This is a genomic window from Streptomyces composti, assembly GCF_012034205.1.
Lineage (GTDB): Bacteria > Actinomycetota > Actinomycetes > Streptomycetales > Streptomycetaceae > Streptomyces > Streptomyces composti.
The window spans coordinates 171299-183453 of record NZ_JAATEM010000007.1 but is presented as its reverse complement, the minus strand read 5'-3'; the positions used below and the strand labels follow the sequence as shown (position 1 = coordinate 183453).

Annotated in this window: 10 protein-coding genes; 7 read left to right on the top strand and 3 right to left on the bottom strand. The window is 72.0% G+C overall.

Annotation, left to right across the window (positions count from 1 at the left end; all coding sequences use genetic code 11):
- Positions 1–90: 90 nt before the first annotated feature.
- The gene (locus tag HCJ93_RS08010) at positions 91–354 is read right to left on the bottom strand and encodes a WhiB family transcriptional regulator (protein WP_003975777.1); all 264 of its coding nucleotides are present in this window, start codon (positions 352–354) and stop codon (positions 91–93) included.
- Positions 355–1031: 677 nt separating this feature from the next.
- Between HCJ93_RS08010 and HCJ93_RS08005 the strand changes: the two genes are divergently transcribed.
- The 4 genes from HCJ93_RS08005 (at position 1032) to HCJ93_RS07990 (ending at position 4931) form a co-directional block, all read left to right on the top strand.
- Entirely contained in the window at positions 1032–1526 is a 495-nt protein-coding gene (locus tag HCJ93_RS08005) for a cysteine dioxygenase (RefSeq protein ID WP_167992416.1), read from the top strand.
- Between the two features lie 34 nt (positions 1527–1560).
- Positions 1561–2520, top strand: a complete 960-nt coding sequence (gene cofD / locus HCJ93_RS08000; RefSeq protein ID WP_167992414.1) for a 2-phospho-L-lactate transferase — start codon at positions 1561–1563, stop codon at positions 2518–2520.
- Complete coding sequence (locus HCJ93_RS07995) at positions 2517–3830, top strand: coenzyme F420-0:L-glutamate ligase (protein WP_167992412.1); 1314 nt, start codon at positions 2517–2519, stop codon at positions 3828–3830. The genes cofD and HCJ93_RS07995 overlap by 4 nt, the downstream gene beginning before the upstream one ends.
- A gap of 99 nt (positions 3831–3929) precedes the next feature.
- A complete protein-coding gene (locus HCJ93_RS07990; RefSeq protein WP_167992411.1) occupies positions 3930–4931 on the top strand; it encodes a DNA-3-methyladenine glycosylase family protein in 1002 nt (333 codons plus the stop codon).
- Between the two features lie 138 nt (positions 4932–5069).
- On the opposite strand, the gene manB is transcribed toward HCJ93_RS07990, so the two are convergent.
- Both manB and HCJ93_RS07980 read right to left on the bottom strand, forming a co-directional pair.
- Positions 5070–6152, bottom strand: coding sequence for a mannose-1-phosphate guanylyltransferase (gene manB, locus HCJ93_RS07985; RefSeq protein WP_167992410.1), 1083 nt, complete (start codon positions 6150–6152; stop codon positions 5070–5072).
- 103 nt (positions 6153–6255) lie between these two features.
- Positions 6256–7737: a peptidoglycan recognition protein family protein gene (locus HCJ93_RS07980; protein WP_167992409.1), complete on the bottom strand. Its 1482-nt coding sequence runs from the start codon at positions 7735–7737 to the stop codon at positions 6256–6258.
- Between the two features lie 128 nt (positions 7738–7865).
- On the opposite strand from HCJ93_RS07980, the gene HCJ93_RS07975 reads away from it, so the two are divergent.
- From HCJ93_RS07975 to HCJ93_RS07965, 3 genes are all read left to right on the top strand, one after another.
- On the top strand, positions 7866–8621 hold the full coding sequence (locus tag HCJ93_RS07975; protein WP_167992408.1) for a TIGR03089 family protein: 756 nt from the start codon (positions 7866–7868) through the stop codon (positions 8619–8621).
- A 269-nt stretch (positions 8622–8890) separates the two neighbouring features.
- Positions 8891–10105 carry an LCP family protein gene (locus HCJ93_RS07970; RefSeq protein WP_167992407.1) on the top strand — a complete coding sequence of 405 codons (1215 nt, stop codon included), beginning with the start codon at positions 8891–8893 and terminating at the stop codon, positions 10103–10105.
- A gap of 257 nt (positions 10106–10362) precedes the next feature.
- The gene (locus HCJ93_RS07965) at positions 10363–12093 is read left to right on the top strand and encodes an LCP family protein (RefSeq protein WP_167992406.1); all 1731 of its coding nucleotides are present in this window, start codon (positions 10363–10365) and stop codon (positions 12091–12093) included.
- Positions 12094–12155: the final 62 nt, after the last annotated feature.

Sequence of the window (12155 nt, the reverse complement as noted above, 5' to 3'; positions counted from 1 at the left end):
GCCTGTGGACAACCCACCTGCACCGGGCCGTATGTGACACGTCTACGCGATTTTGTACACGTATGCGGTACGTGTGCGGAGCACCGTCCGTCAGACGGCGGCCTTCTTCAGCCGGCGGCGTTCCCGCTCGGACAGGCCGCCCCAGATACCGAAGCGCTCGTCATTGGCGAGGGCGTATTCGAGGCACTCGGAACGGACCTCGCAGGCGAGGCAGACCTTCTTGGCCTCCCGGGTGGAGCCGCCCTTCTCGGGGAAGAAGGACTCGGGGTCGGTCTGGGCGCACAGCGCGCGCTCCTGCCAGCCGAGTTCCTCGTCCGCGTCGTCGACCAGCAGTTGCTGCACCAGCTCGGTCATGTGCGCCCCTCGTCAGTCTTTCGCGTCCCCGTGATGCCGTCGTTACCGTTTCCGGTCGAACGACACGAGTGAAATTACAATTGCGCTGCTCCGGGAGAGTCAAGCCGAGATCTGCTATTGAGCCCCTTATTCACTCTGCGGAACCAAGGTCAAGCGGAAAGTGTTCAAATCGCCCTAAACCTTGACATGCAGACGGGGCCCGTCCGGGCTTTTCCGCCCCGCGCAGAGCCTCTGCGGGTGAGAACGTCCGGCGCGTCGATCTCGTTCCGACACCGAGGCGAAGCGAACCTGATCACAGCCAGATCACAGGACGGCAACGGCGCTCGGCACCCGGTCGTGCGCAGCATGTGTCCCCGGAATCGGGTGAGCAAACCTTTCGCCAGTCAGATGAACCTGATGAGGTGAACCCGGTCCCACGATCCGGGCGCCGAGTTGACAGTGGAGGTGTGAACCGCTGTCCTTGTGGGCATGCTCGCGTACTCGGCGCTCACCCGGACCCGCACCGGCGGGATCCTCGGTGCTGCCCGCGCTCGCTGTAGCTGTTGTTGTTCCGGCTGTTGAGCCATCCGTCTCCGGCCGCCGCCGAGTCACCTCGCATCCGACTCGGCCGTTGATTCCTCCGCGCCCGGCAGGGCGAGCCCTTTTCGCTTCTCACGCCCAGGAACCACCGCACTCACATGAACAGCGACAGCGACCTGCAGATCGCAGGCGACATCCTCGAAGTCCCCCATCTGCTCCAGGCACCGCGCGAGCACCCGGTGACCGTCGCCGAGTTCGCCGGTCTGGCCCGCTCCATCGCCGCCGACCGCGCCCAGTGGGCGCACCTGGTGCAGTACGACGCCACCACCCGCTGGTACCACCGGCTGCGCACCGGCCCCGGCTACGAGGTCTGGCTGCTGTCCTGGGTGCCCGGCCAGGGCAGCGGGCTGCACGACCACGGCCGCTCCTCGGGCGTGCTCACCGTCCTCGAGGGCACCCTCACCGAGCGCACCGACCGGGGCACCCGCTCGCTCACGCCCGGCGCGCAGCGCGTCTTCGCACCCGGCTACGTGCACGAGGTCGTCAACGACACCCTCGAGCCCGCGGTCAGCCTGCACATCTACCACCCGGGCCTGACCGAGATGCCGATGCACACCGCCCCGCACTGCGAGGCGCGCTCCCTGACTGCCTGACGCGCTGCCGTCCCCGCCTGCAAGACTGGGCGTCATGCGCATTGTGGTTCTGGCAGGCGGCATCGGCGGTGCCCGTTTCCTGCGCGGTCTGAAGCGGGCCGTGCCGGACGCGGACATCACGGTCATCGGCAACACCGGGGACGACATCCACCTCTTCGGGCTGAAGGTCTGCCCGGACCTCGACACGGTGATGTACACGCTCGGCGGCGGCATCAACGAGGAGCAGGGCTGGGGACGGGCCGACGAGACCTTCCACGTGAAGGAGGAGCTCGCGGCCTACGGCGTCGGCCCCGACTGGTTCGGCCTGGGCGACCGGGACTTCGCCACGCACATCGTCCGCACCCAGATGATCGGCGCCGGGTACCCGCTCAGCGCGGTCACCGAGGCCCTGTGCGACCGCTGGCAGCCGGGCGTGCGGCTGATCCCGATGACCGACGACCGGGTGGAGACCCATGTCGCCGTCGAGCTGGACGGCCAGCGCAAGGCGATCCATTTCCAGGAGTACTGGGTGCGGCTGCGGGCCTCGGTGCCGGCCGAGGCGGTCGTCCCGGTCGGCGCGGAGCAGGCCAAGCCCGCCCCAGGCGTGCTGGAGGCCATCTCCGAGGCCGATGTGATCCTCTTCCCGCCGTCCAACCCGGTCGTCTCCATCGGCACCATCCTCGCCGTCCCCGGCATCCGGGAGGCCATCGCCGACGCGGGCGTGCCCGTGGTCGGGCTGTCGCCGATCGTCGGCGACAAGCCGGTGCGCGGCATGGCCGACAAGGTCCTGGCGGCGGTCGGCGTGGAGGCCACGGCGGCGGCGGTCGCCGAGCACTACGGCTCGGGTCTGCTGGACGGCTGGCTGGTCGACACGGTCGATGCCGGCTCCGTGGAGCGGGTCGAGGCGGCGGGCATCCGCTGCCGGGCCGTGCCGCTGATGATGACCGACGCCGACGCCGCCGCGCGCATGGCCCGCGAGGCCCTCGACCTGGCCGAGGCGGTGCGGGCGGCGTGAGCGGCACCGACAGGACGCCCGCCTACCAGGTCTGGGCCGTCCCCGGCCTGCCCGAGATCCGGCCGGGCGACGACCTCGCCAAGCTCATCGCCGCCGCCGAGCCGGGCCTCGCCGACGGCGATGTGCTGCTGATCACCTCGAAGATCGTGTCCAAGGCCGAGGGCAGGATCGTGCGCGCCGCCGACCGGGAGGCGGCGATCGACGCGGAGACCGTACGGGTGGTGGCCCGGCGCGGCCCGCTGCGCATCGTGGAGAACCGGCAGGGTCTGGTGATGGCCGCGGCCGGCGTCGACGCCTCCAACACCGAGCCCGGCACCGTACTGCTGCTCCCCGAGGACCCGGACGCCTCCGCCCGCGCCGTCCGCGAGGGCCTGCGCTCCGCCCTCGGCGTCACGGTCGGCGTGATCGTCACCGACACCTTCGGCCGGCCCTGGCGGGCCGGGCTGACCGATGTGGCGATCGGCGCGGCCGGCGTGCGCGTCCTGGACGACCTGCGCGGCGGCACCGACGGCCACGGCAACCCGCTCGGCGCCACCGTCGTCGCCACGGCCGACGAGCTGGCCGCGGCGGGCGACCTGGTCAAGGGCAAGGCGGCCGGCCTGCCGGTGGCGGTGGTCCGCGGGCTGCCGCACACCGTGGCCGAGGACGACGGGGAGGGAGCCCGCGCCATGGTCCGTGACGCACGCGACGACATGTTCCGCCTGGGCACCTCCGAGGCCGTACGCCTGGCCGTGACCCAGCGCCGCACGGTCCGCTCCTTCACCGGCGAACCGGTCGACCCCGCCGCGGTGCGCCGCGCGGTCGCCGCGGCCGTGACCGCGCCCGCGCCGCACCACACCACCCCGTGGCGCTTCGTCCTCCTCGAATCCGCCGAGGTCCGCACCCGCCTGCTGGACGCCATGCGCGAGGCCTGGGTCGCCGACCTGCGCCGGGACGGCAAGTCCGAGGAGTCCATCGCCCGGCGCGTCCGCCGCGGCGACGTCCTGCGCAACGCGCCCTACCTGGCCGTCCCCTGCCTCGTCATGGACGGCTCGCACACCTACGGGGACGCGCGGCGTGACGGGGCCGAGCGGGAGATGTTCGTGGTCGCCGCGGGTGCCGGAGTGCAGAACTTCCTGGTCGCGCTGGCCGGGGAGCGGCTCGGCTCGGCCTGGGTGTCCTCGACGATGTTCTGCCGCGACGTGGTCCGCCAGGTCCTCGACCTGCCGGCGGACTGGGATCCGATGGGCGCGGTGGCCATCGGACACCCCGCGGAGGAACCCCGGCCGCGCCCCGAGCGTGACCCGGCGGCCTTCATCGAAGTGCGCTGAGCCGGACGCCCGGGCGCCTACCCTCGTAGGACCGCGCGGGACCGCGCAGGGCCGCGCGGCACCTCGCAGAACTCGCACTTCCACCCTGGGACATCACTCGTGGCAGGACGCTTCGCCCCCCGCCCGACGCGTACGACCGTGCGCGGCGGCCATGTGGCCGTGCCCGCCGCGGTCCCCCGCCAGGCGGCCGCGCCCGCGCAGGTGCGCACGTATGTGCCGGACGGGCCGCTGGACCTCGGGCTGGTCCTCGGGCCGCTGCGGCGCGGCCCCGGGGACCCCACCTTCCGGGCGACTCCGGACGGCGCGGTGTGGCGGGCGAGCCTGACGCCCGCCGGGCCCGGGACACTGCGGGTCACCCGGCAGGGCGAGCGGATCCGGGGCGAGGCGTGGGGGGCGGGCGCGGAATGGCTGCTGGAGACCCTGCCCGAGCTGCTCGGGGCGCAGGACGATCCCTCGGCGTTCGTGCCGAGGCACCGGCTGCTGGCGCTGGCTCAGCACCGGAGGCCGGGGCTGCGGCTGACGCGGACCGGGCTGGTGCTGGAGTCGCTGATCCCCTCGATTCTGGAGCAGAAGGTCACCACCCGTGAGGCGTACCGGGCGTGGCGGCTGCTGGTGCGCAAGTACGGGGAGCCTGCGCCGGGGCCCGCGCCGGAGCGGATGTCGGTGATGCCGGCGCCGCGGACCTGGGCGCTGATCCCCTCCTGGGAGTGGCACCGGGCCGGGGTCGACGACAAGCGGGCGTCGGCGATTCTGCGGGCGGTGCGGGTCGCCGCGCGGTTGGAGGAGTCGGTGGGGATGGAGCCGGAGGCCGCGCGGAAGAGGCTGGAGCTGGTGCCGGGGGTGGGGCCGTGGACGTCGGCGGAGACGGTGCAGCGCAGTCATGGGGCGGCGGATGCGGTGACCGTGGGGGATCTTCATCTGCCGGGGATCGTGGGGTGGGCGCTGGCCGGGGACCGGCATGCGGATGACGCGGTGATGCTGGAGCTGCTGGAGCCGTATGCCGGGCAGCGGCATCGGGCGGCTCGTCTCATCCTCCTCAGCGGCCGCGTCCCGGAACGCCGGGCGCCGCGCATGCCGCTGGGCGACATCGGGCGGCTTTGAGCGGCTTTCACCTGACGTCGCGTGAAGTCGCCGCGCTGCGGGCCGGGTCGCGCACCGGGTTGGCCGGGCACCTCGGGTGCCCGGCCACCCGCCCGCCGTGGGCGCTGCGCGCAGCCCCGCCGGACCGCGGCTGTGCGGCTACTGGTCCGAGGAGAAGCGGACGGCGCCCGCCGGGATCTTTGCGTCGCACCAGACCCGGGCGCCGTCCCGGAGTTCGTTGTTGGGGCCGATGACCGCACCGTCGCCTATGACCGTGCCGGTGAGTACGGAGCGCTCGCCGACCCTCGCCCGCGTGCCGATGAGGGAGTCGGTGATGACCGCGCCCGGTTCGATGACCGCGCCCGGCAGGATGGTGCTGCCGAAGACCCGTGCGCCCTCCGCCACGAACGCGCCCTCGCCGACCACCGTGCCGCCGGCGAGCTTGGCGTCGGGGGCGACCCGTGCCGTGGGCAGGATGAGCCGGTCGCCGCAGCGGCCGGGCACGGCCGGGGACGGGGCGCGGCCCAGAACGAGGTCGGCGGAGCCGCGGACGAACGCCGCGGGGGTACCCAGGTCCAGCCAGTACGTGGAGTCGACCATGCCTTGCAGATGGGCCCCCGCCGCCAGCAGTCCGGGGAACGTCTCGCGCTCCACGGACACCGGCCGGCCCAGCGGGATCGTGTCGATGACCGAGCGCCGGAAGACGTACGCCCCCGCGTTGATCTGGTCGGTGACGATCTCCTCCGGGGTCTGCGGCTTCTCCAGGAACGCCTGCACCCGGCCCGTCTCGTCCGTCGGCACCAGACCGTAGGCCCGGGGGTCCGTCACCCTGGTCAGGTGGAGCGAGACGTCCGCCCCCGTCGTCTCGTGCGTCCGCACCAGCGCGTTGATGTCCAGCCCGGTGAGGATGTCCCCGTTGAACACGAGCACCGGCTCGTCGGGCCCGGAGTGCAGCCGGGACGCCACGTTCCTGATGGCCCCGCCCGTGCCGAGCGGCTCCTCCTCCGTGACGTACTCGATGTGCAGCCCCATCGACGACCCGTCGCCGAAGTACGGCTCGAAGACCTCGGCCAGATACGACGTGGCCAGCACGATGTGCTCCACGCCCGCCGCTCTCGCTCTGGCCAGCTGATGTGTGAGGAAGGGCACCCCGGCCGCCGGCACCATGGGCTTGGGTGTGTGGACCGTCAGCGGCCGCAGCCGCGTGCCTTTGCCGCCGACCAGGAGGATCGCTTCTGTCACCTGTGGCCTCTGCTTCCTGCCGGGACCGGCCGAACTGTGTTTCGGCCGGTCAGTGTATGCAGACCCTCCGGCAGGGAGAGACGAACCCGAGGTGCCCCGAGCCTCAGCGGCCCTGGTAACGGGCCGCGGTCTTGCGGGTGGATGTGAGTTTCCCATACAGCTTCCCCCCTGGGCACGAGGTGTTGAACCCGTCCCGATGACCGGAGATCACGTTCAGTCGCACCTTCTTGCCTTTTGCGTACAGGTTGCCACCCCCGGACGTCAGATATGTCTTGCCCTTGGGATTCATCCCGTGCAGCCCCAGCTTCCAGGCGGTGAGCTGCGAGACGGCCTTCACCGCGGAGGACGACGGCTTCTTGGAGCCGTAGGAACCGATCACCGCGATGCCGGTGCTGTTGGTGTTGAAGCCGAGGGTGTGGGCGCCCATGACCGGCTTGGCCACACCGCCGGCCCGGCCCTCGTAGATGCGGCCGCACTTGTCGATGAGGAAGTTGTAGCCGATGTCCCGCCAGCCGAGGCTCACCACGTGGTAGCGGTAGAAGCCGCGGATCAGGGCGGGCGCCTGCGAGCACTTGTAGTTGTTGCCGGAGGCGGTGTGGTGCACGAAGGCCACCTTGACCTTCTTGGTGTAGACGAACCCGCCCTTGCGCAGGCTCTCGTTGGCACCCCAGCCCTTGCGGGTCTTGATGGCGGGCCGCGGCCCGATGTACGGCTTGGCCTGCTTCAGCTCCGCCGCCTCCCCGGCGGTGCCGGACTCCGCGCGGCGCAGCGCCAGCAGTTCCTCCTCCGTCCGGGCCCGGTTCAGCGCGGGAATCTCGGTGGCGCCGAGCGGCGCGAGCCCGGCGTTGGCACGGGAGACGGCCTTCTCAGCGGCGGTCAGAGTCGCGGTACGGGACTCCTCCGCGGCCGGCGGCGGAGCCGCGGCACCCTCGTCCGCGGCATCCGGAGCCGAAGTCCCGGTCTCGGCGGGTCCCTCACCGGGGTCGATGAGCTCCAGCCGCAGCCCGGCCGGAAGACCCGCCACGTCGCCCCCGCTGCCCTCCGCACCGGACGCGTCCTCGTCCCCGCCCCGGGCCGTCGCCGTCGTCCCCGCCCCCGACGCCCGCACCCGGACCTCCACCCCGTCCGACTCCCCCACCCACAGCGGCGCGGTGGCGCCCCGCACCCGCCCCGAGACGCGCTCCTCGCTCCCCGGGTCGGCCGCGTGGTCCGCGTTGTGGGTCTCGACGTCCCGCCAGCCGGACCAGGTGCCCGTGCCGGCCGCGCGGGTGCGGACCTGGACCCGGCCGTGGAGTTCCGCGTCCGCGTCGTCCCAGACCACGCCGAGCATGGAGAAGTGACGGACCGTCCGGGGGGCGAGCCCGAAGACGACGGCCCCGGTGGCGCGGTCCCGGGTGAGGGGGTTCAGGGGCAGCGACTGGGTGCTGCCGGGGACGCCGCCCGGCTCGGCCGCCGGGGCACTCGCGTTGGTGCCCGCCGCTGCCGCGGGCGCCCCCCGGACCGCCGCGGCGGCGGGCGGGGCGAGCGGAAGAGCGAGGGCGGCGGCACAGGTGACTCCGATGGAAGATGCAAGAATTCGACGCATGCCCCCGAGCTTGGACAGACCCGTATGAATCTGCCATCGGGGAAGTTCCGTGCGGCAGGCGTCGGTTCCCCCGAACCGGTGTCCCGCCCGCTCGGCGGCCGGCCCCGGGCGCGCGTACGCTAGCCCGGGTGAACGCCACCGATCGCACCCCTGCCGACCTGCTGAGTTCCGCACTGTCCTCGGACCCGGGACGCCCCCTGGTGACCTTCTACGACGACGCCACGGGCGAGCGGGTCGAATTGTCCGTGGCCACCTTCGCCAATTGGGTGGCCAAGACGGCCAACCTCCTCCAGGACGAGCTGTCCGCCGAACCGGGCGACCGGGTGGCGTTGCTGCTGCCCGCGCACTGGCAGACGGCGGTGTGGCTGCTGGCATGCGCCTCCACCGGCACGATCGCCGACATGGCGGGCGATCCGGCGGCGGCCGACATCGTGGTGAGCGGCCCGGACACGCTGGAGCAGGCGCGGGCCTGCCGGGGCGCCCGCATCGCCCTGTCGCTGCGGCCGCTCGGGGCACGCTTCCCGCAGCCGCCGGAAGGGTTCGCCGACTTCGCGGTGGAGGTCCCGGGTCAGGGCGACCGTTTTGTGCCGTACACGCCGGTGGACCCCGAGGAGCCGGCGCTGATCGTGGCGGGAAGGGAGTTCACCGGGGCCGAGGTGGTCGAGCGGGCACGTGCCGAGGCGCCGGAGATCGGGCTGACCGGCCCCGGCTCCCGTGTCCTGTCCGGGCTGCCGTACGACACCTGGGAGGGCCTGAACGCGGGTCTGTACGCACCGCTGGCGACCGGCGGCTCCGTAGTGCTGTGCCGCAACCTCGACCGGCTCGACGAGGACGCCCTCGACAAGCGCGTGGAGAGCGAACGCGTGACCGTCATCGCCCGCTAGCTCCAGGGACCCGCAGGGTCGTTCACACGGCGGGCCGGCGGCCGGCCGCCCCGGTCCTCCGGGTGCACGACGCGGCCTCGAGGCCCCTCGGGTCCTGCCCGCACCACGCCCCCGGGGTCCCCCGTTCGGCGTAACAACGCACCGCCCCCGCCGCCCGCCTGGGCCATGGTCGAAGGGACGCACCACACCGTTCCACGGGCCGTCGCACCGGCCCCGGGGCGCCGCGCGCGGCGCGGGTCCCCGGCGTGCAGTGAGGGGTGGACCCGGTCATGAGCGAACCGCAGCGGGATGCGGACCCACCCTCGGGCGACAGACCGGAGCCGCTTGCGGGCGCCACCGCCAGCGGGCGGGGCCTGGCCCGCCGCAGGCGGCGGCGGTGGCTGCGCGGCACCGGGATCGGCATGGTCTCGGTGCTGGTGCTGGCCGCGGGGGCGGGCTGGCTGGTGTACCGGAAGCTGGAGGCAAACCTCACCCCGGACCAGGCGGCGATGGCCGAGCTGGAGCGGTTCGAGAAGGAGCGGCCCACCTCGCTGGTGAAAGACGCCCGGAACATCCTGCTGATCGGCTCGGACTCGCGCTCCGGCGAGGAGAACGGCCGCTACGGGCGGGACTCGGGCACCGAACGCTCCGACACGGCGATCCTGCTGCATCTGGCGGCGGGCCGGCACAGCGCCACCGCGGTGTCGATACCGCGGGACCTGATGGTGCGGGTGCCCGCCTGCCTGCGCCGGGACGGCACCCGCTCGGCGCCGGTGTTCGCGATGTTCAACTACGCCTTCCAGGTGGGCGGTTCCGCCTGCACCATCCGTACCGTGGAGAAGCTCACGAATGTCCGCATCGACCATCATGTCGTGGTCGACTTCCACGGCTTCAAGGAGATGGTGGACGCGGTCGACGGGGTCGAGGTGTGCCTGCGCCGGCCGATCGACGACAAGGACGCCCGGCTGAAGCTGCCGGCGGGCCGGGTGACGCTGAACGGGGAGCAGGCGCTCGGCTTCGTGCGCGCCCGCAAGTCGCTCGGGAACGGCAGCGACACCGAACGGATGGAGCGGCAGCAGCGGTTCCTCGGCGCGCTCGTCAACAAGGTGCGCAGCAATGGCGTGCTGCTGAATCCGGTGAAGCTCTATCCCGTTCTGGACGCGGCCACCTCGTCGCTGACCACGGATCCGGAACTGGCGAGCTTGCGCGGTTTGTACGAACTCGTGCGCGGCGTGCGGGACATCCCCACGGAACGTGTGCAATTCCTGACCGTCCCGCGGGAGCCGTATGCCCGCGACGCCAATCGGGACCAGCTCTCCCAGCCCGCGGCGGCGGAACTGTTCGAGCGGCTGCGCACCGACGCGCCCTTGACCGTCGCCCTGGGCGACAGCCGTACGGACAGTGACGGAAAGGGCACGGAAAAGGCACCGACGGAGCCTTCGGGGGCGGCTTCCCCGGCGCCGACCTTCTCCGGCAACACCGCCGCCGAGGACGCCTGCACGTAAAGGTGACGCACAGGCAACTCCAAGAGTGCGCACACTTGTCCAGAGAAATGGGCGAATTGCCCGCTTGTAGGAGCGTGGAATTTGTCACCGGCGTCGCCGCGGACTGTTTCGGGCGGTTAGTGTGAGCGATCCGGTGCGTCAGTTCCTTCAGGTCCAGTCCGTCAGGTCGGCCCGTGGGAGCGCACTGCGAAACCGAGACCCGAGCGCCTTGGGAGGGGAAAGGCGCCGCGTGGCCCCGACGGAGGATGCAAGCGACCGTGGACGCGCAAGGCCGTGGGCGGGCGGAGAACATCGACCCCGCAGACCAATGGGTGTTCAACCCCACCACCGGTGAATACGAACTGCGACTGAGCCCTTCCGCACCGCAGTCGACCGTCCCCTCGCCGCGCAGACCGCACGCCCCCGGCGGTGCTCGGGGACGCACGGCGGCCCCGGACCGCCCCGGGCGGACGGTGCCCGAGCGCGAGGTGCCGCCGCCGCGCAGGCGCCGCGCCGCGCCGCAGGAACCGCCGCCGGGACGGCGCGGCCGCCGGCCGGTGAAGAAGGGCAAGGCGAAGAAAGCCCTGCTGTGGACCGGCGGAACGATGGCGTTCGTGGTGCTCGCCGCCGGCACGGCCGGCTATCTGTATCTGAAGCACCTCAACGACAACATCACCTCCGTCTCCGACGACGGCGCGAGCACCGGTGGCTTCAGCAAGGACAAGGCGATCAACATCCTGCTGATCGGCACCGACAAGCGCACCGGGGCGGGCAACGAGGGCTACGGCGACAAGGGCAGCGAGGGGCACGCCGACACCACGATCCTGCTGCACGTCGCCAGGGACCGCTCCAACGCGACCGCGCTGAGCATCCCGCGCGACCTGATCGTGGACATCCCCGACTGCCCGACCACCCAGGAGGACGGCTCGCAGAAGGTCATCCCGGGCTCGCAGGGCGTCCGCTTCAACACCAGCCTGGGACAGGGCGGCCGTACCCCGAGCTGCACCGCGCGGACGGTGACCGAGCTGACCGGGATCACGCCGGACAACTTCATGGTGGCCGACTTCAACGCGGTCAAGACGCTGACCACCGCGGTCGGCGGCGTCGAGGTCTGTCTGGCGAAGGACATCGACGACCCGGACTCGCATCTGAAGCTGTCCAAGGGCACGCACACCATCGAGGGCGAGACGGCGCTCGCCTTCGTCCGCACCCGTCATTCGGTGGGCTTCGGCGGCGACTTGAGCCGGATCGAGCTGCAGCAGCAGTTCCTGAGCGCGCTGATGCGGAAACTGAAGTCCAACGACACGCTCACCAGCCCCTCCAAGATGATCAAACTGGCCGAGGCGGGTACCGAGGCACTCACCGTCGACTCGCAGCTGGACAGCATCAACAAGCTCAAGGACCTCGGCCTGGAGCTCGGCAAGCTCAATGTGAAGAACCTGACCTTCGCCACGCTGCCGGTGAAGGACAACCCGGCCGAGAAGGTGCCGACGACCGTCGTCCTGGACGAGTCCAAGGCCCCGCAGGTGTTCGACATGATCAGGAACGATGTGTCGTTCACCGAGGTCAAGAAGCAGAAGAAGAAGGAGAAGGCGGCCGCCGCCGCCCGGCTCAAGGGCCCCAAGGCCCCGGCCTCCGAGGTGCGGGTGCGCATCCTCAACGGCGGTGCCCAGTCCGGCGCGGCGCAGTCCACGCTGAGCTGGCTGCAGGTGCAGCAGGGCGTCACCAAGTCGGAGAACGCCGGCAACGCGCCCGAGGCGCTCAGCAGGACCACGCTGGAGTACGCGCCGGACCAGGCCGACCAGGCGCGCCGGCTCGCCGACATCATGGGCCTGTCCGGCTCGGCGCTGAAGCCCGGCAAGAGCGTGACCAACTCGCAGGGTCTGCCCGCGATGACGCTGACCCTGGGCAAGGACTTCAAGGGCGCCGGGGTGCCGGTCTCGGGCACGTCCAAGGCGCCGGAGGGCATCCAGAAGGCCACGGCGGACAAGGTCAAGTGCGCCAAGTGAGCTGAGGGCCTGTGCCGCGTCCTGGAGGGCGGGCACAGGCCCTGGTACGACTGCGCGGGGGT